Origin of the sequence: Pseudomonas sp. KCJK8993 (genome assembly GCF_046230915.1) — a bacterium.
Lineage (GTDB): Bacteria > Pseudomonadota > Gammaproteobacteria > Pseudomonadales > Pseudomonadaceae > Aquipseudomonas > Aquipseudomonas piscis.
The window spans coordinates 1-21647 of sequence record NZ_JBJJLO010000056.1 but is presented as its reverse complement, the minus strand read 5'-3'; the positions used below and the strand labels follow the sequence as shown (position 1 = coordinate 21647).

Annotated in this window: 30 protein-coding genes and 1 pseudogene; 9 read left to right on the top strand and 22 right to left on the bottom strand. The window is 56.7% G+C overall.

Annotated features, from left to right (window positions below):
* Nucleotide 1: 1 nt before the first annotated feature.
* Nucleotides 2-718, bottom strand: coding sequence for a hypothetical protein (locus ACK6AU_RS18160; protein WP_409300471.1), 717 nt, complete (start codon nucleotides 716-718; stop codon nucleotides 2-4).
* A gap of 89 nt (nucleotides 719-807) precedes the next feature.
* Between ACK6AU_RS18160 and ACK6AU_RS18155 the strand changes: the two genes are divergently transcribed.
* The gene (locus ACK6AU_RS18155; RefSeq protein ID WP_409300469.1) at nucleotides 808-1329 is read left to right on the top strand and encodes a hypothetical protein; all 522 of its coding nucleotides are present in this window, start codon (nucleotides 808-810) and stop codon (nucleotides 1327-1329) included.
* A 2-nt stretch (nucleotides 1330-1331) separates the two neighbouring features.
* Here the strand turns inward: ACK6AU_RS18155 and ACK6AU_RS18150 are convergent, their stop codons facing one another.
* From ACK6AU_RS18150 to ACK6AU_RS18110, 9 genes are all read right to left on the bottom strand, one after another.
* Nucleotides 1332-2417, bottom strand: coding sequence for a minor capsid protein (locus ACK6AU_RS18150; protein ID WP_409300467.1), 1086 nt, complete (start codon nucleotides 2415-2417; stop codon nucleotides 1332-1334).
* Complete coding sequence (locus ACK6AU_RS18145) at nucleotides 2392-3855, bottom strand: DUF4055 domain-containing protein (RefSeq protein ID WP_409300465.1); 1464 nt, start codon at nucleotides 3853-3855, stop codon at nucleotides 2392-2394. The genes ACK6AU_RS18150 and ACK6AU_RS18145 overlap by 26 nt, the downstream gene beginning before the upstream one ends.
* The gene (locus ACK6AU_RS18140) at nucleotides 3852-5339 is read right to left on the bottom strand and encodes a terminase (protein ID WP_409300463.1); all 1488 of its coding nucleotides are present in this window, start codon (nucleotides 5337-5339) and stop codon (nucleotides 3852-3854) included. The genes ACK6AU_RS18145 and ACK6AU_RS18140 overlap by 4 nt, the downstream gene beginning before the upstream one ends.
* Before the next feature lie 3 nt (nucleotides 5340-5342).
* Nucleotides 5343-5942, bottom strand: a complete 600-nt coding sequence (locus ACK6AU_RS18135) for a hypothetical protein (RefSeq protein ID WP_409300461.1) — start codon at nucleotides 5940-5942, stop codon at nucleotides 5343-5345.
* A 309-nt stretch (nucleotides 5943-6251) separates the two neighbouring features.
* The gene (locus ACK6AU_RS18130; protein ID WP_409300459.1) at nucleotides 6252-6506 is read right to left on the bottom strand and encodes a hypothetical protein; all 255 of its coding nucleotides are present in this window, start codon (nucleotides 6504-6506) and stop codon (nucleotides 6252-6254) included.
* Nucleotides 6503-6694 carry a hypothetical protein gene (locus tag ACK6AU_RS18125; protein WP_185702125.1) on the bottom strand — a complete coding sequence of 64 codons (192 nt, stop codon included), beginning with the start codon at nucleotides 6692-6694 and terminating at the stop codon, nucleotides 6503-6505. The genes ACK6AU_RS18130 and ACK6AU_RS18125 overlap by 4 nt, the downstream gene beginning before the upstream one ends.
* Nucleotides 6694-6924, bottom strand: coding sequence for a hypothetical protein (locus tag ACK6AU_RS18120; protein ID WP_409300457.1), 231 nt, complete (start codon nucleotides 6922-6924; stop codon nucleotides 6694-6696). The genes ACK6AU_RS18125 and ACK6AU_RS18120 overlap by 1 nt, the downstream gene beginning before the upstream one ends.
* Before the next feature lie 57 nt (nucleotides 6925-6981).
* Nucleotides 6982-7326 carry a hypothetical protein gene (locus tag ACK6AU_RS18115; RefSeq protein ID WP_409300455.1) on the bottom strand — a complete coding sequence of 115 codons (345 nt, stop codon included), beginning with the start codon at nucleotides 7324-7326 and terminating at the stop codon, nucleotides 6982-6984.
* Nucleotides 7323-7652 carry an MFS transporter gene (locus tag ACK6AU_RS18110; RefSeq protein ID WP_409300453.1) on the bottom strand — a complete coding sequence of 110 codons (330 nt, stop codon included), beginning with the start codon at nucleotides 7650-7652 and terminating at the stop codon, nucleotides 7323-7325. Before ACK6AU_RS18110 ends, ACK6AU_RS18115 begins: the two co-directional genes overlap by 4 nt.
* A gap of 332 nt (nucleotides 7653-7984) precedes the next feature.
* Here ACK6AU_RS18110 and ACK6AU_RS18105 point away from each other — a divergent pair.
* Nucleotides 7985-8374 (top strand): annotated as a pseudogene (locus tag ACK6AU_RS18105) (type II toxin-antitoxin system HicB family antitoxin); the annotation flags it as partial.
* Nucleotides 8375-8987: 613 nt separating this feature from the next.
* Here the strand turns inward: ACK6AU_RS18105 and ACK6AU_RS18100 are convergent.
* The 12 genes from ACK6AU_RS18100 to ACK6AU_RS18045 form a co-directional block, all read right to left on the bottom strand.
* Nucleotides 8988-9833, bottom strand: a complete 846-nt coding sequence (locus ACK6AU_RS18100) for a putidacin L1 family lectin-like bacteriocin (RefSeq protein ID WP_409300451.1) — start codon at nucleotides 9831-9833, stop codon at nucleotides 8988-8990.
* Between the two features lie 106 nt (nucleotides 9834-9939).
* Entirely contained in the window at nucleotides 9940-10281 is a 342-nt protein-coding gene (locus tag ACK6AU_RS18095) for a hypothetical protein (RefSeq protein ID WP_409300449.1), read from the bottom strand.
* A 348-nt stretch (nucleotides 10282-10629) separates the two neighbouring features.
* Complete coding sequence (locus ACK6AU_RS18090; RefSeq protein WP_409300447.1) at nucleotides 10630-11316, bottom strand: hypothetical protein; 687 nt, start codon at nucleotides 11314-11316, stop codon at nucleotides 10630-10632.
* Nucleotides 11313-11927 (bottom strand): recombination protein NinG, encoded by a 615-nt coding sequence (locus tag ACK6AU_RS18085; protein ID WP_409300445.1) that lies wholly within the window; start codon nucleotides 11925-11927, stop codon nucleotides 11313-11315. Before ACK6AU_RS18085 ends, ACK6AU_RS18090 begins: the two co-directional genes overlap by 4 nt.
* Nucleotides 11924-12154 carry a hypothetical protein gene (locus tag ACK6AU_RS18080; RefSeq protein WP_409300443.1) on the bottom strand — a complete coding sequence of 77 codons (231 nt, stop codon included), beginning with the start codon at nucleotides 12152-12154 and terminating at the stop codon, nucleotides 11924-11926. The genes ACK6AU_RS18085 and ACK6AU_RS18080 overlap by 4 nt, the downstream gene beginning before the upstream one ends.
* Nucleotides 12151-12738: a DUF1367 family protein gene (locus ACK6AU_RS18075; protein ID WP_409300441.1), complete on the bottom strand. Its 588-nt coding sequence runs from the start codon at nucleotides 12736-12738 to the stop codon at nucleotides 12151-12153. The genes ACK6AU_RS18080 and ACK6AU_RS18075 overlap by 4 nt, the downstream gene beginning before the upstream one ends.
* 156 nt (nucleotides 12739-12894) lie before the next feature.
* Nucleotides 12895-13401 (bottom strand): hypothetical protein, encoded by a 507-nt coding sequence (locus ACK6AU_RS18070; RefSeq protein WP_409300439.1) that lies wholly within the window; start codon nucleotides 13399-13401, stop codon nucleotides 12895-12897.
* Entirely contained in the window at nucleotides 13398-14180 is a 783-nt protein-coding gene (locus ACK6AU_RS18065; RefSeq protein WP_409300437.1) for a hypothetical protein, read from the bottom strand. Before ACK6AU_RS18065 ends, ACK6AU_RS18070 begins: the two co-directional genes overlap by 4 nt.
* Nucleotides 14170-15093, bottom strand: a complete 924-nt coding sequence (locus tag ACK6AU_RS18060) for a hypothetical protein (RefSeq protein ID WP_409300435.1) — start codon at nucleotides 15091-15093, stop codon at nucleotides 14170-14172. Before ACK6AU_RS18060 ends, ACK6AU_RS18065 begins: the two co-directional genes overlap by 11 nt.
* 37 nt (nucleotides 15094-15130) lie before the next feature.
* Entirely contained in the window at nucleotides 15131-15925 is a 795-nt protein-coding gene (locus ACK6AU_RS18055; RefSeq protein ID WP_085599806.1) for a Rha family transcriptional regulator, read from the bottom strand.
* Between the two features lie 65 nt (nucleotides 15926-15990).
* Entirely contained in the window at nucleotides 15991-16608 is a 618-nt protein-coding gene (locus tag ACK6AU_RS18050) for a hypothetical protein (RefSeq protein WP_409300433.1), read from the bottom strand.
* A 53-nt stretch (nucleotides 16609-16661) separates the two neighbouring features.
* Nucleotides 16662-16874 (bottom strand): YdaS family helix-turn-helix protein, encoded by a 213-nt coding sequence (locus tag ACK6AU_RS18045; RefSeq protein WP_102863188.1) that lies wholly within the window; start codon nucleotides 16872-16874, stop codon nucleotides 16662-16664.
* A 99-nt stretch (nucleotides 16875-16973) separates the two neighbouring features.
* On the opposite strand from ACK6AU_RS18045, the gene ACK6AU_RS18040 reads away from it, so the two are divergent.
* From ACK6AU_RS18040 to ACK6AU_RS18010, 7 genes are all read left to right on the top strand, one after another.
* On the top strand, nucleotides 16974-17744 hold the full coding sequence (locus tag ACK6AU_RS18040) for a helix-turn-helix transcriptional regulator (protein WP_409300431.1): 771 nt from the start codon (nucleotides 16974-16976) through the stop codon (nucleotides 17742-17744).
* Between the two features lie 15 nt (nucleotides 17745-17759).
* On the top strand, nucleotides 17760-17996 hold the full coding sequence (locus tag ACK6AU_RS18035) for a hypothetical protein (RefSeq protein WP_409300429.1): 237 nt from the start codon (nucleotides 17760-17762) through the stop codon (nucleotides 17994-17996).
* A complete protein-coding gene (locus ACK6AU_RS18030) occupies nucleotides 17993-18226 on the top strand; it encodes a hypothetical protein (protein ID WP_409300427.1) in 234 nt (77 codons plus the stop codon). The genes ACK6AU_RS18035 and ACK6AU_RS18030 overlap by 4 nt, the downstream gene beginning before the upstream one ends.
* A 122-nt stretch (nucleotides 18227-18348) precedes the next feature.
* The gene (locus tag ACK6AU_RS18025; protein ID WP_409300425.1) at nucleotides 18349-18987 is read left to right on the top strand and encodes a hypothetical protein; all 639 of its coding nucleotides are present in this window, start codon (nucleotides 18349-18351) and stop codon (nucleotides 18985-18987) included.
* Entirely contained in the window at nucleotides 18984-20048 is a 1065-nt protein-coding gene (locus tag ACK6AU_RS18020; RefSeq protein WP_409300423.1) for a helix-turn-helix domain-containing protein, read from the top strand. Before ACK6AU_RS18025 ends, ACK6AU_RS18020 begins: the two co-directional genes overlap by 4 nt.
* Nucleotides 20049-20384: 336 nt before the next feature.
* Nucleotides 20385-20939: a hypothetical protein gene (locus ACK6AU_RS18015; RefSeq protein WP_409300421.1), complete on the top strand. Its 555-nt coding sequence runs from the start codon at nucleotides 20385-20387 to the stop codon at nucleotides 20937-20939.
* Between the two features lie 217 nt (nucleotides 20940-21156).
* Nucleotides 21157-21647: hypothetical protein (locus ACK6AU_RS18010; RefSeq protein WP_409300419.1), on the top strand; the 491-nt coding region annotated here is incomplete at its 3' end.

Genomic DNA, 21647 nt, shown 5'->3' with positions numbered 1-21647 from the left:
ATTATTTGGGCAATTTCAGGTAGGCGTCCTGGCCGTTTGCAGTGATGAACTCACGCTTGGCGACTGAGGACATTTCGGAACGTTTCAGAGCGGCCCCACCGCTGTTTCCTGCACCGCCGGCCCCGCCGCCAGATGCCTTGCTGCCTGCGATCAAAGGACCAAACGCAGGGTCTTTCGTGAATTCACTCTTCAGCTCTTCCAGCGTGGTTGCAGAGAGCTTGCCGGCCTGGTCCAGTACCACGACGGTTGGCTTGCCATCGCGTTGCTCAACGCTCAGTCGGCGTTCGATGTGAGGGAGCAGTGCCTTGGCGCTGCCTGGGATGGCCAGGGTGGTTGCAATCTCGGTAGCAGTACGCCCTACGGTCAGATCCCGGATCTGGCCTTGCAGAGTGTTGCGTTCCGACTCGAGCTGGCCATTCAGCTCTGCCTCACGGCGGCTGTACTTCTCGGACCAAGACTTCTCGAGTTCTTCGACGTTGCCAGACTTGCGCAGCGCTTCTTCGCGCTCCAGACGAGCCTGTTCTTCAGCAGCCTTGCGCTTGTCGGCCTCGGCCTTCTTCTCGGCCAGCAGCTCTTCAACTTTCGATTTCAGGCCGGATACATCTTCAGGTTGAGGCAACCCTTCAATGCCCAGGACGTACTTGCCGTCCTTCTCGGTGTAGAAAGCGCGCACGGATTCGTCTACCCCTTCCAGGGTATCCAGTTGGAATTTCAGCATTGGTTGTCTCCCAGAGACGTAGAGCAGGCCCTGCCTGCCGATGGAAAAAAAGTTAAAGTCCACACCCAAATTTCAAAGGAACAACGAACGTGGAAAAGAATCCGGTTGACGCTCCAGAAAGCCGCAGAAAGGAAGGCTATTCCGCCGCCGCCATTTCATTGTTGGGTGTCGCAATGACGACTGTCGGAGTGTTGCTGGGGGCGGGGGTGACAGCCTATGCAACCGTCGTTTCTGCTCAAAAAAACAGAGAAGAAAGCTGCCTTAAGCGAGTCGATGACCGTGAGATGCTGACTCGAAAACGTGCTGAAGTGCTTCTGGGTAGCATGGGGAGCTTTTTGGGTTCCGTTGGTCCTTCAGAGGGCGTGCCGCGAGAGCAGGGACGGCTTGTCATGCAGTCAGCGTTCGAATTGACGGCTTACGCCCCCATCGAATTGAACGTAATTGCACTCAAAATCAGCGCATCTACCTACTTGGGACTCACGGCTCACACCCCAGAGCAGCAGGAGAATGCAATCTTGGCTGCTAGGGAGTCATTCAAAGGCTGGAACGAGAACTACATAAAGTTTATGAAGTCCTTCGATAATGAGCGCGCGAAATGCGCGAATCAGTAACTTCACAAACGAGCACGCTCAAACGCCAAAGGCTCCAGTACTTTCATTTGGGCTAAAGTGAGCGGTGCAAAATTGCGATCCAGCTGTAGGTCGGCAAAGCGCTCTACGCTCAGGCCACCCTCGCGGAACAACCTGGCGCGCTTAGGGCCAATGGCCTTGTCCTGAAACGCCGCCGGCTGCTGCTTGAGCCACTCGTAGTAGCTGAGATCAGCCCTTACCTGCTGCGGACCATCCTCGCCAACAGATGCTCGAGTGGCGTCCTTGGCGAACAGCGCGCTGAACCTGGTCACCGCCACCACCGTCGAGCGACAATTGATGTGGATCGGTGGCCTGGGCCCTTCCGTCAGCTTGAACCGACGTTTGTCGAGCGTTCGGCACTGAGGCGTGGTCTTCGAGTCCAACGTGCTGACCCACTCCACAGCCTGGACGACGTCGGAATTCTCTTTCAGCGTCTCCATGCGCGCCTGGGTGGCGACGTGCTGCACCGCCGTCCGCACAATGGCGCCGGCATTGCGGTTGGTCGTGGCCAGGATGCCGTCGTTGTAGTTGAGTGCCTTGGTACCGCGGATGTTTTTGATGATCTGGAAGTTGGTCTGGCCTTCGAAAAAGCCCTGCCGGATCACGCCTGTGAGGCGTTGCCGCTCGGTGGCGGTGAAGCCATCAATGAGCGACTTGAGCAGCTTGCCGCCATCCACGCCGCGCACACTGAGCGGATTGGAGAGGATCGCGGTCCTGATCGCCGCAGCGCCCGGGACAGCAGCCTCAAAGGACACACCCACCGGCGCCGCCCGGGTCAGGCTGGTAGCCTCGAACTGTGCCTCATAATTGGCGATGTCAACCAGGTCCAAGTTCAACTTCTCGCTGTACCGGTCAAAGATTCCCAGCAGCAGGCTGTCGACCTCCTGCAGCAATACCTCAAGGCGTCGAGCTGTGTACTCAGTAAGGTCCGCGCGCGCCAGGCGGTCACGGATCGACCTATCGATCTCCTTGAGGAAGGGGCCGAACTTCTCGACCTCTCCCGACTTCAACTGCTCAAGGAAGACAGCGTGCCGGATGGTGGCATCAAGGATCGCTTGGTTGGTCGCCATCACCAGTCCCTCCGGTCAGGTCATCCAGTTGCGGGCCCACTTCAGCAGTCTGCAGCTCATCCCGGATCTCGTCGTCGGTCTTCTCCGGATCGATAACACCGCGGTCGCGCAGGTACTGCCAGAAGTCAGCCTCAGGCAGCCGGCCACCCTGCACAGCGTTGAACAACGCAGCAAGGATCGCAGGGTCGAGGCTGATCTGCGTGAAGTCCTGGTTCAGCTTGTAGAGCGATTCGCCGGCAACGTTCAAGAACTCGCCCATCCACTCCAGGCACTGCGAATAGGCCTCGCTGACGTTGCTCACGATCAAGGACAGCACGCTATGCTCAGCGGCACTATCGTTGTCGGCCTGGGTGGCGGTCTTCACCGCGCTGCCGCGCTCGATCAGCCTCGCGCCAAGGGCGATCAACTGATCTTCCTTGGCGTCCATGGCCTCCTTGATCATGGTGTTGGCCTGGGCCTGGAGAATGCCGGCAGTGCCGTTCTGAGGCAGAGGCAAAATGGCCCGGGAACCGAAGTAGATCCCCTTCTCCTCCAGCATCTTCACCCACTGCTCATTGAGGCCTGCCATGTACACCTGGGGCTGGCCCATCAGGTAAGCCGCATCCTCGTAGTCAGCGCTGTTGCGGTAGTGCGCGATGTTGATCTCGGCCATGTCGTACAACGGAGAGTCATCGATGCTCGCGTCGTTGTTCTCGCTTCCCAAGAACTGGAAGGGGATCACCCTCCACCGCTGGCCTGCGCCGTTCAACGGGGTGAAAGGAGCTATGACCATAGAGGTCTGACCAGAGCCCTCCTCCCACACCTCCTGGGTGTAGTTTCCATCCGCATCCAGACGTAGCACGCGATACTGCGTTACCTGCTTGCTGCCGAAACCATCATCAGTGTCGACATCGACCTTCTCCTCCAGCACCACCAGGCTCAGCAGGTGCTGGCCACCTACCTTGCGAGTTTTCCAGTTCTTGATCGCTTCAGTCGGGTAGCTGCTGATCGTCGAACGGACACGGCCAGACGCCATATCGGCAACACTCACCGCCTGCCCATCAACTTGCGGGTAGTCCACCAGCAACCCGTGACGCCCTACCTCAAGCAGGTGCCCAATCACTGACTGGGACTGCTGATAGATGCTCACGCCCTGGCCGTCGACATCCTTAGCCACGTAGTCGAGCGCGCCCGGGACCGTCAGCGTTGGCCAAGTGCGGAAGACAGCACCAACCAGGCTGTGCTTGGTCCGGCCGGTGGCGTTGTAGAACACAGCCCGCTGCTTGTAGCCGACGTAGCGCTCCTGGTTCTCCTTGCTCGCATCATGAGCATTAGGCCGCGGCAGATATCGTTCACCAGCAGCCTTGATGGTTTCTGAGCCCTTGCAGACATCGCGCACCAGGCGCCAGCGATTTCTCGCCGCGTCGTACTCTGGGCGGGTGAAGGTGACGTCTGTCATCGGGCAAATCCCATGTTCAGTGAGGTGGCCGGCTTCCGCGCACTTTTCGCCACGGCGAAATAGCGGAAGCCGTCAGAACCGTGTGAGGTCCAGTCGTGAAGTGGCTTGTCTTTCCAGCAGCCGCGCTTGTCATCCCATTCTTTGCGGTAGTTCTCGAGGCAACCCAAGCCCTCCTCGCACTTCGACTCATCGAACACGCAGTGCGGAAGGATCTCCCGAACTTGTTCAATGCCGTCGTTGACGCCAAGCTTTGGGACAACCTCGAAGGTCATACTGTATTTCTCGCCGTCGATGTCGTAGCCCTCACGGGCCAGCTCTCGGCGGGTCTTGGCATCGCTGCCGAACTCGCGGTTATCGATATCGTGCGGGCCCCAGTGCTCCGAGTAGGTGTAGCCCTTATCCTTCAGCACCTTCATGTAGTGCCGCAGGCCCTCGCCTGAGTTCTCGTAGTAGTCGATGACGTGATACTGCTCGCCAACCTTGCGCACAAACCAGATGGCCGTGGAGTCGCCGACGCCGATGTCCCAGAAGGTCATCACCGGCAAGTGGTTGTTGTCTGGTATCGAGCCGATACGCTGAGCGGCGTACAGTTTGTTGAACTGCTGGGCGTAGTAAGCGCCCTCAATCGACTGCTGGAAGGCTTCAGCCGGTATCGACGGGTACTCCCGTTTCATGTCGTCGCCGAGGGTCTTCTCCTTGGCGCTGTACCAGGCGCGCTGGCCTGGGTTGGTGACGATGCCGTGCTTGGCAGCCAGCTCGTCGAAATACTTGGCCAGCCGGTCGGGGATGACGACGTCGGTTGAGTCGAGCCAGTACAGCGGATTGCGCCACCAACTGAAGAAGAAGAACTTCCAGTCCAGCAGGCCCAGGGGCACGCCGGCCAGTTGCTGCTTCTCGGCAGACTGGCTGTAGTCGAAGAAGTACCCGGCCCGGCCCTCAGCCGTGGACTCGATGGTGACGAAGCACTCGGCGGCCACTGCCTCGAAAGCACCGGTGACGATCTCCCGCGCCTTGTGTGGGAACTTGGCGCAGATCTTCCCGAACTCGGACACATGCAGGTAGCGCAGCGTGCCACCCCGGAAGGAGGTCGAGACGTACAGCGACCCGCCCTTGCTGAACACCAGCTCGCCTGCGGCATCGTTACGCGCAGGGTTGGCGGCGCGGATCTCTTTCGGCAGATTGTCGTAGGCGTACTTCACCTTTTCCCGGAAGAGGCGCTTGGCGTCATTCAGGGTGTGAGCGATCAGGGCGCACTTGGCAGCCTCGAACAGCGCGACATCCAGTTGGACGATGCAGACCAGCGTGGTGAAGCCCAACTGCCGGGCCTTGAGGATGATGTTCCGGGTGTGCATACCCTGGAAGTAATCGATCTGCTCCTGCGTCATACGGAAGCGGACCTTCTTACCCTGCTTGTCCGTGATGAAGTAGAGGTTGTTCAGCCGCCAGAACCGATCCCGGAGCAATTTCAGGTGCTCGGGCTTCATGGGTCAGGCTTCCTTCGATAGTTCATCCATCAGCTTGGACAGTTCGTCCGCTTCATCCGTCTTCTCCTTCTCGTCCAGGCCGAATGCCTGACGCTCGAGCACCTGGAGGTTCTTCATAGCCGAGGACAACTGGAAAAGGGTTTTGGCATTGCTGGGCAGGGCTACCGCTGCGAGCATCGAGCTACGGCGAAAACCACTCTCATCATCGGCAGTCTCTTCAGCGATAGCATCCTCGATCTCCTCACGGCGTTTGATCGTGGTGAGCAGGTCATCCATTAGGAGGTTCGCAATATTCGTGGCCTTGCGAATATCACGGCGGTGGCTGCGAACCACCTGCGCACCCTCCTCCGCAGCCTCTTCGATGATTTCTGCATCACGTTCGCGGTTCGCGCCTTGGTCGTTGCGAACCTCTCCGCGAACCAGCTTGCTGCGAACCTCTTTCCGCACCTGCTCAGAAAGGTCTCGCGCCCACCCAAGGGTCTTGGCCTTCTTCCTGATTGCGGTGTCGCTCACACCTTGGCGCTCAGCGATGGTTCTGATGGAAAGCGCGCCGGCCCGGTAGGCTCGCTCGATCGCCTCCCAGTCGGGTTGCTTGGTTATCATAGATTTACTCTGATGCTTGAAATGGTGGCAGGTTGCCGGTATTGATGCGATTCCACTCAACGGAAGGATGTGAATATGTCCCAAACACTGCACACCGCATCGACTGCCGGCGTAACCCGTGGAGTTAACCCGGAAATAGCGCGAGCCCACGCAGTAGCTAGCGCACTAGAGTTAATCGCTGCGAGAGTGTCTAGCTCTGAATCATTTCACCTTGAGCAAGAACTGGACAATCTCTCGAAGTATGCCGACCAAATTCAGGAGGCCCTAAAGGTCAAATGACATACCGTGCCGCAATCACCTGCGGCACATCTACCCTTCTCCGCCATCGAGCAGCACATCAATCAGCTTCTGCTCTCCTAGGCGCATTGCACCCAGGCACTGCAGGTCGTCGCACTTGGGGCCTAGCCCGAATACCGCCACCTCGCCTTTCGGCCCCATCAAGGTCAGCGCGCCTACCGTGCATTCCGGATGAACGCCTGCATCGAGATCATCAGCAATCTTGCGCAGGGTCTTCGCGGCATCACGCCAGCCCTCACGCTTGAGCTCAACGAGCTTTGCGGTCATGCCTTCACCATGTTGTGGGTTTGTGCGTGGGCATGCCCGTGCAGCTCTGCGACGATCAGGCCCTGTGGTAAGCCGGCAGCCTTGGCTGCGTCGATTGCCTTGGCGATCGAGCTATCCAGTTCGGTCAGTGCCTCGATGATGTCTTGGCTCAGCGGCAGCGCGTGATGAAGGCGCGTGACGTTGCCCATCAGCTGAATGGATCAGCAGATTTGGCAATGGAGCGCACGAACCACATGAAGCCCTGCTGCAGGTTGGTCTTGGCCAGGGCCAAGGTGCGCTGATCAACGCCTTCGATCTGGCCGATCTGCTTGAACAGCTCGCCGGCGTCGGCCTCCAGGGCCTTGATGGAGTTCATGCCGTCGATCTCGCTCTGGGTGAGGTCGCGGTAGCCGGTGATTTTCTGGTGCTGGTTGTCCATGGGTGGTTCCTCATTGTTCAGCGCCACGATTTGGCGCATTCGAAAACGTGGCGCGGATTACTTGACCCTGCGATCGACACCACCAGGCGCCTTGTCACAGTGCAGGCAGTGCTCGCAATTCAGCGCCCGGCAAAGCCAGACCTTGACCCGCTGCCAGTAGGTGACCATGAAGACATGCCGAAAGCCAGCAAGGGCCAGGGAGGCGTACAAGGTCGCCTCTGCCACCGACTGGGACATGATCAGCTTGTCGTTGCGCACCAGGAGCGCGTAGCCGCTCAGGGCGATGGTCGCGTAGATCAACTTCCCCAGCACACCGTCGCGGACCTTCCCGCTCATACAGCACCAGGTTGCCCATAGCGCGATCAGGCCAGCCGACCAGGTTGCAACATGCTCCAGGATCATGTGCCACCTCCCCCGAACTTCGAACGAATAAACGCCCAAAGGTCAGCAGCTTTGATTGCCCGGGTGATGGCAGCGATCAACGATCCGCCGAAGGTGCCGAGCAGAAAACCGATCCCGGCAACGCTGCGGGGCTCGACTACTCCCATGTATGCGCTTACCAATCCGGTCAGGTAATGGGCGCAGACTGCACCCGAGAAGATGAAGACGGCCCAGGCCTTCCGGTCCACCAGGTCATCCCGGTGCCACCAGCTCGCGGCGAACGCCCCAAGCAAGCCAGCCATGAACCATGTATCCAGCCTGTCGAGCAGGCGTTGCAGAAGCTCCATGCACTCGACTCCGTGGGCACGATTAGAGAAATACCACAAAATAGTTGTATTACAACAAAAACGTTGTATTGTGAGTCCACCCAAACAACGAGGCTAGGTGGTGTAGTTCAGCGAGTTCAGACGATGGTTGAAGGCCCAAAGGGTGACCTTCGAAGCCGGCAAAGGAAGCCACTTCAAAGTCACCGCCCCTAAACGGCCAAAGGACAACCTCCGCGGATGACGGCTCCAAGGACATGCCGTAACCGACCCGCAAGGCGATTATTAAACAGCTGGGGCTCTGAGCCCCCCTCACCATGCCTGAATTGAACTCATCACCTTCAGAGGAAGTGACCATGTACGACTACGCGATTAGATTTGAACAAGACGCGACTGGCATAGCTGTCTTCTGCCGGGATCTCCCGCAATTAAATAGCTTCGGTGATAATCAGGCTCATGCACTATCGGAAGCGTTGGACGCTATAGAGACAACGCTCTCGACTTATGTCGATGAGCGTAAGGCCATACCATCTGCATCCTTACCAGAGCCGGGCGAGTATGTCGTCCGATTGCCCGCAGTCACGGTGGCGAAAATCACACTTTGGAATGCAATGATGGAACGTGGCATGCGCAAAGCTGATCTGCGTCGGCTACTCGATGTCCACCAGGTTCAAAGTGATCGGCTAGTTGATTTCTTGCACACATCGAAAATTGAACAGGTGGAGGATGCTCTGAAGCATCTCGGCCTGTCAGCACCAGCACCGTACCAACCAATACGTTTCTTCTACGCCCCTCACAAACATGGTCGTGATTTCGACAAGCTTCGCATGTGGGCGTATCACGACCCACGAATCACAACCAAAGAAGCAAATGAGATCGTCTTGAATACCCTTGCATCCGAGGAAGCACCTGAAGCGCTACGGATTTCTCTCGCACAAGTAATAAAAGATCATTTCGGATACTGGGCGTATCCGTCAATTTCCTACAAAGGCAAAAAAGCCAACGCGGGAATCCTTTTCAACTACTCGTCGATGCCAAGCGGAATGGAACCGGATGATAGGTGGCTAGAGCTTACCGCTGCTGAGCTTTACGAGTTACACGAAGCTGCTTATCGACACCTATTGGGGATACCTAAAAAAGCCTAGAGTAATCGGTCGTCGGCATCACACCGCACCAACATATGCAATGTGCGGTATTACAATCTTTCGGCGATAAGCCCGTACGTCGTACTATCCGGCTATCGACGCCCAGGCATTCCCGAGGGCTGTCCTGGCGACAGATAAATTCGAAGAACAAAGAACCCGGCGCTGTGGCCGGGTTCCGATTTGTTGCGTTTCAAAAAGTCCTTTTGGCCCAATCTCAGAAGGGAAAGGTCCAGAAGTTTTTTGTCGTCCAGGTGGAGTTGTCGAAGTAGAAAACGTTCTTCGGAACCAAGGTTGGCGTATAGCCAAAACGCGCCCAGACTGGCTGTTCTTTAACAATCGACAGATTGCCGTTTGCTTGAACACGCAGGAACGCACCCGGATGCCCAGCGGTGCCGCTATTCCAAAGCGGGGTGTTATTCGGTCCGTAGATAACGAGGTTGCCATCGGTTTGCATAACCGCTCGCTCAGCGCCCTTGTTCTGCGTCCAGCTTGCCCACAGTACGCCGAGCGGGCCGTTGGAAATCACCAGATTCCCGTCAGTTTGAAAGATGAAAGTAGTGCCACCCGCCACATACTTCTTATCTCGCTCAAGTGTGCCTGGCGGAATGATGATGGAGTCTTCGGCGCCAGGCGACTGAGGAATCGCTGGGTTACTGCTCCATACTGAGATGGAGTCTGTAATGACAATGTTGCCGTCATCTTGCACTCGGAGATAGGTGCGCTCTGCAGCAGAAGTCTCGTCACGATTCGGTGGGGTACTGTTGAAGGTCGACCAAGTGCGGACGTGCTCACGATCTTTCAGGACTGCGTAGTACAGAATGTAGAACGAGGTCGGGGTGTTCTCATAAACCTTGTTACCGTACTGGGTGTAAGGCTGATTTGCTTGAGCCGACCAGACGGCGGTCTGACCATCATAGAGAACCAGGTTCGAGTCGGCTTGGAGGATCAGCCGGAATCGCTTATTGGGCGAGTCCAGATACTGGTTCCAAGTCATTTCGCGTTTTGGTAGCAAGGTAGAAGTACCGTTCTGCGCGAACGGAATACGTGCTGGTATAGCCATATGAATACCTATTGAGTCGAATGATTTGGCGCGGAGGATTCCGCTTTCATGTCGCTCAAAGGCGATGGCTTGAAGCTCTTGGCTTTCAGTGATTGCCTAATGGAAACTAGTCCACGTTTTGGGTGCTGGGCGCGGGCAACACATCATAAGTAATAAAGACCAGAAGTTGGCCATTATTCTCATAAGCCCAGAGGCCGTTACCAGGAGGTAGATAGACTGGATTTTGGAGTTGCTCTGAACTTGACCACGCCATCAACAGCACCGGGACACCCGGACCACTCCAATAAGAAGGTTCAGTTGTACCGGTCGAAATAAACGAGAGACTACTGCCTACGATCTGAGTAGTACGCAGAATGATTCCATTAACGTTCGCAGACGGTGCAATAAGCTGTTGTTTCCGTGTGACGTTGGCAGAAATGAACTTTTGGCCAAGTGTTACTGGTTCCATGATTTTCACCTTTGAGTCGAGTAAGTGATTGCGGAGATTTCCGCACTCATGTCGCTCAAAGGCGATTGCTCGAAGCTCAGGGCCTTCACACGAGTCGAGAAGGTAAGCACCAGCAATGCGGTGGATTTCGCTTCTGATACACCCGAGGAGTGAAATTACTATCTCAGCAAAATACTGTACATGCAAACAGTATATTTCATACCACTGCCCGCCCCTACAAAAATCATTCTGCTGAAATCGGAGTAATAAAAAACCCGGCGCTTGGCCGGGTTCAGGGTTTCGTGTGCGTTTCGCGTTACTTGTGCACTATGGGAAAAGTACGCGCAAAACCCCGTCATGTCAATATAATTATGCCGCTTCTTGATCTTTTTCCGCGTGAATCACCTGCCATACCGGTTGTTGAGCCTGGATATCCACGTCCTTGATCACCTCTTTCAGGGATTCCCATAACTCCAGCCAGTCACGCGTCCAGTTCTTCGGATCGATGGTGACACCGAAGAACTCCTTCATCTCGGAGGTGACCCGGGCCGGCCCCCACTCTGCCGCACCATGAGCCTCCCCCTTGTAGGACTGCAGGGCCAGGGTCACCAAGTATTGAGCCTTCACGCGCTTCGCCGACGTCAGGTCTGGCAGCGCCGCCTTGGCGGTGATCAGCAGCACCGCATTCAGCAGGTGCTTCATGTTCATCGCCGGGTGGTACAGGTAATGCCCAAACTGCTGTACCTGGAACGGCAGCGTGTCGATGGCGCGCAGTACCTTGCCGATCGTGGCCAGGTGCGCAGCGCGGGCTGTGGACCGGCCAAGCGGCGTGCGGCGTGTCTCACTGATGCTGATCCGCTGCCCCGGAACCGAGAAGCGAGCGGCCTCCTCCCCTTTCTCGCTGCCCAGCGCCGGGAACTGCACCTCGCGCTTGCCAATACGGCCGCCAGTCTTCACCGGTGCCGACTCGGCCCGCTCAATTGCCACAGCGCTGATCGACGCGTTCGATTCGTGCTGTGCCTCTGTCCATACCTGCCTTGCGTTGATCAGCTTCATGCTGCGATCCCCTTCTTCAGTTCTTTGATCTTTTCGCGGTATTCGGCCTTGATGGCCTTGATCTCTTCGGTGGTGTACTTGCGTGCTGGATGCGGCCCCTCCAGCCAGGCCAGTTTCTCGGCGCCGATTCGTTGCAGGAGCGAAAGCCGGTAGTTCACCAAGTTGCCGGACAGGTGTGTATTGCACGGGGCACACTGCTTCCAGGCGTTCAAGGGTTCGAAGCGAATCTCTGGGTTCGCGCCGACAGTGCGGTAGTGGCCGGCGTGGTACTGGCCGTCGTGATGCCGTCCGCAGCTGATGCAGGGCAGATGGGCATCGCGCAGGCGTACCCATTCGTTGAACACGGCCTGGGCTTCTCGGAGGTGGTCCGCCCTACTCTTCAGCTTTTCCTTGCGGACCTTGATTTCCCGGCGCTCAACATCAGCCAGGGCTCTTCGGGCGCTTGCCTGTCCCTTCTCTGATTGGCCATGAGCGATGGCGCACTCGATCTCCCCGCACACAGCCTGGGAGGCGCGCACGGGGGTGAACATCACCCGACAGGCCGGGCAGCGCTTGCGACGCTTGCCGACGGACGTGAGCGGGGTTTTGCGCTGTAGCGGGGTACGCTTCATGCAGACCTCCAAATCTGGTCGCGCGTCCTCAGGCCATTTTTCTTAGCCTCGCGCTTCACCTTCCGCAGTTCGGCCTGAACCTGCTCGATGGTCATTTCACCCGCATGGATCTTGGCTACAAGAGATGCGCGCAGTGCTGAGCTGTCGGCAACAATCCCCTGCTCTTCTGCAATCTGGAGGGCAACCCTTTTATCGGTGCGCCGGTCGTACCACTCTCTACGTCTCATGCAAAGCTCCCAATCTGATCTGCCGCTGCCAGGGCGGCGCCTTCGGTTTCAAAGTGCGCGGACAGCACCAGGCGCCAGCAGGCGTTGAAGACGTCGCGGTACAAGGGCTCGAACTGGGTATCGTCCATGTTGGCCCAACTGATGGACTTGGCCTCTTTGCGAACGCCGTCGGGTGTACGCACCAGGTGGAAGTGGCCGGCCTCGATGGTCACCCACTCACGAAAGGCTTCGCGGGACTTGTCGACAGCGGGGAAGCGTTCGGCGCGAGCCTGCTCAAGCCCGGCAATGTAGGCATCAACCGCATTCGACAACTGCCCAGGCTTGCCACTCTGCGCTTCGAAGAACTTGGCCAGACCGCGAATGCCACGCATCTCCTGACGCGGGATCAGGCCCCCGACCGGCTCCCAGTACTCCCAGGCCAGATCCAGCATCGCGAAGAACTTGCCGTGGAACCGGGCGTTCCTCATCTTGGTGAACTTGCCGTGGATGACCTGCCCAGCCTTCCAGCACTGGATGGTTTCACGGTCTGCCTCGGTGGCCGGTACCAGGCCCTGGGCGGTGCGGATAAGGGCGAGCTCAGCCATGACTGACCTCCTTGAAAGAGAAATTGCAGGAAATTAATATCCGCAGTACCAGCCTCCACCGCTCGTAAGCCTTGCGGAAGTCTGTACGCAGCAGGAGGCTGGAGTTCATACCATCCCTCCCCTTCCTCATGGCTGCATCGTGAATTGCGCCGTCAGTCATTGCGAGATCCCCTTAAGCAGATCCTGCAACTGCTTCAGCTTGCCCACGGCCTCGGCATTGGCCTCGCGCTCAGCCTCAACGGACAACGCCACCTCTTCGATTCGAGTCGACAAAGCCTTCATGCGCTTACCGAACTCATCAGCCAGAACGACAACCTCACCGGAAAGGCCGGCCAAGACATCCAGGGCGCCGGTCTCAGGCTTCTTGATGGAGACTACGGTTTGAGCTGCTTGCTTCGGCATGGCTTGTTCTTTCCTTGGCTTTGGGGTGGTGGCGGCACGCTGGAAGTGCCCGTTGACCGGCTCGCGGATAAGGCCCTGCTCTTTCAGTTCGCTAAGGCAGGCGCGAACCGTCGGAAACTGGGCGCTGCTGGCTCTCGAGGCTTGCAGAGCTCGATGGATTTCAAGCGCCGCCCAGTGCGACTGGATCGGGACAACCTGAAACACCTTGCGCGCCAAGGCAGTCTGGCCGGCGAGCATTTGTAGTTGCCTGGCTTCATTCATTGAGTCGACCTCGCTACTTCCAACTGTTCGGACTGCTGAATCAGCAGCGCTCGGCGATCTGCCAACTCGTTGGCCGCCTGAATTCGTTGCTCTGCTTTTTTCTCGGCAGAAGCTCTGCGCATGGCCAGCATCGACTCCTTCACCGCGGCGAGCTTCTCGCGCAGCTTTGGCGAAGGCCGCGCGACCTCACCGGTGAGCAGTCCAGCAACGGCCCGGCCGTCTTCGGTAACCGGTGCGACACTCAGGTCAGCCAGGTAAAGCTGCCCGCGTTCATGCGGGATGCGCTGCATCTGCACAGCCTTGGTGATCGCCTGAGTGCGGCGATTCGCGTCGAAACCGACAGACACATGCCAGTTCACCTGCTTGTTGTCCTCTCGGGCTTGGCCTACCAGGCGCTCGTAGGCGCTGATGAACGCCATGCGGGCCCCCACCTTGTCGCCGGCATCCAGGACCGGTTTTGCCGCAGCCAGAGCCAGCTGGATCTCGTCGGTCAGCACCACGGTTTCGAACTCGTCGTTCGTGGTCATGGCAATAGCCCAAGCTTCGTCCTTTCCCGGGCGCCCATCAGCCGACTGGGCATGCTTCAGGATCGATGCAACCGTGAGCCGGCCGCCCTCGATACGGCAACTGCGAAGCGCTGCGGTAAGCACCGACTCGGTGTATTCGCGCAGGTCGTCGACCATCAGCAGCGCTGCCGCCTGGGTGAGCTGCTGCCCCATCACCTCGGCAGTGGCAAACAGGGACAGGAGCAATTTTTCTTGCTGTACGTCATTCAGCATGGCGGGCGCCCCTCTTGGCTCGAAGCGCTTCAAGGGCCTGCTCGGCGGCACTGAAGTTGGTTTGGGTCTGCTCGATCTGTCGTGCCGTGGTCCCGTTCATCTGGCGATTGGTGGCCCACTGGGTGTGGTAGCTCTCGGCGTTGACCAGCAGCTCGTTGAGGCTGTGACACTTGCGCACGACTCCGGCATCGCTGTTCTTCAGGAAGTGAGCCGCGACGTGGTGGGCGACATCGGCGCCGAGGCGGTCGACCAGTTGGCCGAGCTGGCCACCGACCTTGGCATTCCACACCGGCCAAGTGCTGTAGCGTTTGCGGTAAGCCATGGCGTAGTTCGCCCAGGCCTTGAAGGTTTTGCAGGTCTGGTCTTTCGGGCCCGGCATGTCGGCGGGAATTTCGACTCGGGGCACTTCGATGCGGTCAAGTACCACCAACCCGCCGGATGCAGCCGGCTCGCCAGAGCTGGGCGGCAAAGTATCTGCCGTAATCTCTGGGGTAATCTCTGCTGTAGTCTCTGTAATAGCCTGCGGCTTTCTAGCACGCTTGCTTGCGGGCTTGCTGCATCCTTGTTTGCAGGATTCCTGCAAACTGGATTGCGGGTTTTCCGCAGACAAGTTTGCGCGAATGGCTTCGATGTTGACCCGGTAAAACAGACGGCACGGGACGCCCTTTTTCATCTCCTGCAGCGCCCCGACCTTGACCAACTTCTTGCGCGCACTCTCCTGCTCCGAACGCGTCATGCCCGTCTCGGCCTCCCACTCCTCCATGGTCTTGTAGAACCAGCCGTCCTGGTCATCGGTACGATTTGACCAATAGATGGCTTGGGACAGCATCAGGGCCCCTGTGATGCCCACACCCAGAGTCACGAACGCGCGCTGGAATGCGATAGGACGATCAAGCAGTTCTTGGAAGGTCATGGCATCACCTTCGACCCGAATTGACGGCCACCAAGCTTCAAGCAGCACCTCGAAGAGCCTTGTCGTGAGTAAACAGGCCGTCCCAGGTCTTTTTCATAGGCAGCTCGCCGGCCAGATACAGGTCGTACAGGCGCACCGCGCCCTTCTTGAGCAAGACTGGCGTGAAGGAAATGAAGGCTTCTTTGCCGTGGGGAGTGACTTCGTGCTGATGCTCGGTCATGTACTTGTCGCGGGCGTAGGAAGCCACACGAAGGCGCAGGCCAGACTTGCTCTCGTTGTAGAGCCAGTTACGGCTCTCCAGGTATTTGCCCACCTGCATAACGTTGACCCCATTGAGGCCCTTGCAGAATTGGGTGTGGGTCATGCCTTCCTTGAACAGATTTTCCAGGGAGTGGATCTTGGTGGCCTGGGCCTCGACCTGGATGGTCAGCTGAAGTCGGGCCTGCTCTGCCTCAAAGGCCATCTGAATCAGATCCATGCGAGAAAGCTCGCGTGGCTGGGAAGTGGTGGCTTCAAGCTCGCGCCAGCGGCGAACAACAGCTAGACGCATCTTGGCGCTGTAGCCGGTCAGTAGCGTGTCGGTCATCTCTCGGTTGAGGTTGAAGCACGGCAGGAAGCGCCCGGTGCTGTCCTTGTACTGGGCTGAAAAATCAGCCGAGTCGATTTCAAGCTCAGCGAGCATCGAGCGGATATCAGCCAACACGTTCTTGTGCAGCTTTCCGGTCAGTTCGGCGATCTCGACAGACGACATAGTCCGCGCCACGTTTTGCGAATTCTGAAAACGTGGCGCGATATTGGTAGGGGTATTGCTGGAATGGGGTTGGCTCTGCATAATCGGCCTCATCAAGTGGTAATGAATCAGCCGGGGCGCAATCCCGGCTTTTTTGTGCCTGGGATTTAGGCAAGCTTCAAATTCGGTCGGTGTTTTGCGATCAGAGCTTCAGCCTTTCGGCCAAGCTCCCCTGCCCGCGCTTCAACCTGACGGCATTGCTCGGCGAACGCTGGCAGATGCGGCAGGTCCTCCTCGCACATCACCTGGTCGTCAAACACTTCGCTGCCGGTATTGATCACATCGCCCAGCGCACGAATCAGCGCACCGAAGCTTTTGTTGGCGCAATAATCGCTCTGCATCTGGCGGGCGCCGGTCAGGCCATGGCGACCGGCCAGTTCGTTGATACAGTGGTCGCGATACTCGGGCTCCAAAGCATTGACCCAAGACTCTTCCAGCCACGAAGGCATTTCCTGTTCGCCGGACAGCCAGCGCTGCACACGCTTCAGCCAGCGGCCGGTCGCTTTCACGAATTCGCTCACATCGTTAAGGCGAGCCAACTCATTGAAGTCAGGAACTTTCGATTCCTTGATCTTCTCCGTCGGAACTCGCAGATAGATCTCTCGGGCCAGTGATTGCGCGAAATCGTCCTGGCTCAGGCTGGTTCGGGCAATCTGGTTTGCCGCGTGCGCCACCAGCACTTGGTCACGGGTTTGCGCGGTGTGTCTTGGACTGGACGTTTCCATGGGGACTGCTCTCTTCTAATCTGGTTTCAGCGGATTGGCGTGACGGGTCGAGCTTACGAAGCGTTCTTCCACTGGATATCCGGAAGGCACTCTTGCCGAGTCACCTTTCCGCCTGTTGCGTGTTCAATTTCAATGGCTCGCTCGGCAGTGATGGAGCGGTCACCAGAGATCAAACGAGAGAGGTAGCTCGCCGGAATGCCGAGGCTGATGGCGAGGCGTTTTCTTCCGCCGCGCGGAAGCTGCTTTGCGTACGTGGGGAAGTCCATATGGATTTACCTTCTGGTTCATTCATGCGCGAATTTACCATAAATGTTTACCAAGTAAAGGTAATTTCCCCAAAGGGAAATAAAGGTTCTAATAGGGAGATGGAAATCAAAGACATACGCAGAGCCAGAGTTCGCCAGGTCATTGACCGCGACTTTGGTGGTAAGGACGCTGATTTCGCCGCCAAGGTGGACAAGCAACCTTCATATATCTCCCGGCTTTTCACCGAGAAAGCTGAGCATCTCCGAAACATCGGGGAGAAGATGGCGCGCGACTTCGAGTTGAAATGCGGGCTTACGCCCGGGTCGCTCGACCTCCCATTGAGCGAGGGCGAGCTATCAGCAGCATCAGTGTCTGGTGCTGCAAAACCCAGGCTTCAAGTCGAAATCCCACTGCCATCCATCGAGACTTGGGACGACACAACCCCGCTCCCTGACGATGAGGTCTACGTCCCCTTCCTGCGTGAAGTGGAGTTGGCAGCCGGCTCTGGCCGGTTTGTGATCGAGGAAAGCGACAGCGCCAAGCTGCGCTTCTTCAAGAGCGACCTGCGTCGCAACAACGTGCAGTTCAACAATGCCAAGTGCGTGATCGTCCGCGGCAACAGCATGTTCCCAGTGTTGCGCGATGGCGCTACGGTCGGCGTGAACACAGGAAAGAACTCGCTTGGTGACATCGTTGATGGCGACCTCTACGCGATCAACCACAACGGCCAGTTGCGTGTGAAACAGGTCTATCGCCTGCCCACCGGCCTGCGCCTGCGAAGCTTCAACCGCGACGAACATCCAGATGAGGACTACACGTTCCAGGAGATCCAAGAGGAGCAGATAGCGATCCTGGGTCATGTGTTCTGGTGGGGTATGTTCGCTCGATAACAAACAGGAGCACCCATGCCCCTAACCAAACCCAACCAAGAGCTCCACGAAGACCTAGATGGTCATGCCGCCACTCTGGACTGGACCGCGTTGGAGGTGCTTGATGTCGCCAAGCGCTTAAATGAGGCAGGCCTGTCCGATTATGCGAGAGAGCTTATGGAGATCAGTAGGTCCCTCAGAGGGCAGCATGAAGTCATTCTAGGCATCGCAGACGATGTTCAGGATGGATTGATCGCCAGGAGCGGTCTATGAGTCTGACTAAGCCCAACCAACAACTGCGCCGCGACCTCCAAGGCCTGGCCAGCGATCTCAAATGGTCGGCAGTCGAGCTGATGCGGATAGCCGTGCGCCTGAGCGAAGCGGGAAACGAAGCAGGCGCCCAGGCAGTGTTCAGGATCTGCCTGGTGATGCAGGCCGGTGAGGATCGGTTGGTGGGGTATGGGGATGAGGTGAAGGCGGGAAGGATTGAGCGGCGGTCATGACTCGGCAGGCAAGGGGGCCACTGCATAGGCTGTCGAAGTGCTTAGGAATATTTTTTGGAATAATTTGACTGGTTTTTTGTAGTTGCTCTATGATTCTCTCAATCCCTAGAGAGAACCCCTGCATGAGCACCCAGCTATCCGACTCTGAAATCAGCAATCTCATCAAACCCTACGAACAGGCAATCGCAGACGCGGTACTCAAAGGCTGGAAGCAATGGCTTGAGGTGCCAAATCGAGCTCAGTTCTACAATAGAACTCGGGCGAACGTCGTTTGGGATTATACGGTTGGCGCTCTAGAGGAGGCGCTTGACCCGCTCCCAGGAGTCCACGTCAACCGGGCTGGGAACACCTGTATTTTTATGATTGGCCAGCAGTTGGCCTTTCGCTTTAAAAAAGGCGACGAAAAGGGGTTTAGCAGCAATTACCCTACGCCTATGGCTCTTGCCTTTCACGATCCAGAGCAGCAGGTTTTGGGCATTCCAGAAGCGGTGAAGACCGAAATTATTTACATCCTCAATAAGCTTGAAACCGAGATTTTTCAAGTTCGCTTGGTTCGCAGGGATGGGGATTCGGTAGCTTGGTCTCACCCAATTTATGAGCGACATGTCGCCCCTGTTCAAGCTATTCCGACCAGCTTGCCCGAGGCGCCATCGAAGGACTCTCAAGTCGCCCAGCCTGCGAAAAGACGCCGAGCAACAATCAAGAAAGAACTGGCTCCAGCTACACCTACTGAAATTAAACCACTTCGGCCATCGTCATGAGCAACACATTTAACCCTGAGATGCTTCAGCTGGCCAGACAGTTTCGCGGCTTCAGCCAAAGCGCTCTATCTAAATCCATGAACGTTACACAAGGCTATCTATCAAAGATTGAAAATGGACTAATGGAGCCTGCCGAGGAAATGATTGAGGCTTTCTGCAAGAGCCTATCATTTCCTAGGGAGTATTTCTTTAACCAAGAACGGGTTTATGGGCTGCCGGTTAGCGTTCATGCTTATCGTAAGAAGGCTACCGTACCGCAGAAGACGCTTGACGCCATCCAGGCAGAAATGAATCTGCGCATCATGCATTACCGAAAACTTCTTAGATCCGTAGATCTCGCAAAAGATTATGAGCTCCCTTTTCTAGATATCGACCAGTACAATGGTGATGCCGAAGAGATTGCATTCCTTGTAAGAAGATCATGGATGATCCCTGACGGACCAATCAAAAATCTCGCTGATTTCGTGGAACGCGCTGGCGTTTTGATATTTATTTGCGATTTTCCTGCAGGGAAAATTGATGGCGTAACTCTTGCCACTCGAGGCATGCCGCCTTGTATTTTTCTGAACAAAAATCAATCCGCAGACCGGATGAGATTTTCACTTGCTCATGAGCTCGGCCATTTAGTAATGCATCGGCAACCCAGCCCAACAATGGAGGACGAGGCGAACAAATTCGCAGCCGCATTGCTGATGCCAGCAAAAGATATTTTTTACCAGCTGAGGAATATCAGCATCCAGTCGCTGGCCGCCCTTAAGCCTGTATGGAAGGTATCTATGGGCGCCTTGCTCTATAGGGCGGGCACGATTGGCGCAATCACGAAGCCCCAGAGTGATTACATGTGGAGGCAAATCGGCAGCCTCGGCTACCGACTGAGAGAGCCAGCCGAACTTGATTTTCCGCACGAGAAGGCTCTTTTGACTTCAGAAATTCTTGAGTTGCACACGGAAGAATTAGGGTATTCGCTTGAAGATCTAATGAGCATCCTGGGATTAGGCCCTGAAGACTTTAGTAGCCTGTATAACTACAAGCAAAAACCACGCCTTAGCATCGTGAAATAATTTACTGCGGCCGGATTGACGGCGGGCTCATGTGCCCGCCCTGTCTGCCTCGGCGGGCTTTTTCATGCCTGTACACCTGAACCTCAAAACCGTGCCCAGCGCCGGGCTTCTTGTATCTGCACCATTGCAGATCTACGCCTAAGCTTAGCCTGGGCGTCTAGCTATCTCTCTGGCGCCTAGGCCGCCATGATCACTCCTCCACCTGGTCGGCGGCCTTCTTGTATCTGCCCTTCCCGCCCCCCATAAATCGACCCGCTGCTAGGTCTGCAAGCCCCAGTCGATGGAGGCTGTGCGCCATGGATGGTAAAGTTCCAAATCTAGTTAAGGAGTAGTCCAATGAAAGGAATTGGGACGCTTGCCCTGGTGGTGGGCATTTGCTGGGCTGTGTTCGCACTGAGCATGGACGTGTCTGTCGCTACTGGATCTGGCGGCAGAGTGAACAATCTTGGGCTTATGGCTGACCGTCAGTTGCACACCATCGTCGGCGGGATGATCGCCCTCGCCGGCCTGCTTATGGTGTTGCTCGGTGGAAAATCCACTACGCAACACGCAGCAGCGGAAATAGATACGCGCCCTTGCCCGCTCTGCGCAGAGACTATCAAGAGAGCCGCAATCAAATGCAAGCATTGTGGCTGTGATGTGTCTCTTGCCCCATCCTCACAAGCACCTCTGACATCGGGATGGATTGTGCGTGTGGAGTGCGAACCGTGGGCGCACGCGGAGACCACGAAGTCAATAAAACGACTTGGACTCCCCACCACGAAAGGCTCTGCAAAATTCGTTGCCGTCGGCCTATTTGGATCAGAAGCCGAGGCGGAAGGCGCACGCGACAATATTCGCTTGGTGAGTGATCTGCCTGGGGAGATTTATATCGTAGCCCCAGATTCATAGCCCCATTCCAAACGCAAGCCCGCCACGCGCGGGCTTTTCATATCTGCCCTCCCCTGCGCCCTACCCCTAGCCCTTCAATTGCTTGGGTAAACTTCACTCCCATAATCGACATTCGGTCGCTCGATGGTGGCTGCACGCCATGAAATGTTAGGATTGGATTGCCCTGCCGGGCCCAGATCGGCAGCAGTCGGAATGGAATCTAGTAACGAGCAAAGCAATGAAAAAAACCATCACTGCAGTATTTCTGCTAGCCGCTCTGTCTGCCGTAGGTTGGTTCGCTTGGGACAGAGCCAAATCCTCTGAAGAGACAGGAAAAGCACTGGCTCAAATAAAAATGACGTCGGCCCTGATCTCGCAACAGGTCGATCTGGAGAAAACCGGCTCTGGTATTACGTTCGGCGAGTACTTCAACAAATCGTCAGAAGCTGTTGATCGCATCGACAAAGGAATACTTGAGCTGAGAACAAGTGAATGGGCAAGAAGACCTGATGCGAAGAACGCGGCTATTCAGTTTATGACCGCTACCAGCGATCTGATTCGGCTCTCCTCGATGAAAATGCGGACTCAAATGCAGCTGAGCTCTGCCGAGGAGCGAACCGAAGAAGCTAAGCGGGAGCGCGAAAATTCAGATAACGAATACACGATTAAATGGGCATTAGAGCGAGAACGAAAATCAAGAGAAGAGCAAATAGAGCTGCTCCAGAAAAT